The sequence below is a fragment of the Bacillus sp. GbtcB10 genome (assembly GCF_019091365.1).
GTDB lineage: Bacteria > Bacillota > Bacilli > Bacillales > Bacillaceae > Bacillus > Bacillus altitudinis.
The window spans coordinates 1-365 of the sequence record NZ_JAGXJP010000035.1 but is presented as its reverse complement, the minus strand read 5'-3'; the positions used below and the strand labels follow the sequence as shown (position 1 = coordinate 365).

At 40.0% G+C, this 365-nt stretch carries 1 rRNA gene; it reads right to left on the bottom strand.

Annotation, left to right across the window (positions count from 1 at the left end):
* A 23S ribosomal RNA gene (locus tag KVT11_RS19590) occupies positions 1 to 201 on the bottom strand; the annotation flags it as partial.
* Between the last annotated feature and the right edge of the window lie 164 nt (positions 202 to 365).

Sequence of the window (365 nt, the reverse complement as noted above, 5' to 3'; positions counted from 1 at the left end):
TGTTTCAGTTTCCTGGGTCTGTCTTCCTTACCCTATGTATTCAGATAAGGATACCATACCATTACGTATAGTGGGTTTCCCCATTCGGAAATCTTCGGATCAAAGCTTACTTACAGCTCCCCGAAGCATATCGGCGTTAGTCCCGTCCTTCATCGACTCCTAGAGTCAAGGCATCCACCGTGCGCCCTTTCTAACTTAACCAAACTAAAAATTAAAAAATATGAGCTACACTGTTATCTAGTTTTCAAAGAACATACATTTATATATGAGAGATAGTTCTCTCAAAACTGAACAAAACGAAACACGGAAACTTATATTGATGAACAACGTTCATCAATTCTCCATAGAAAGGAGGTGATCCAGCC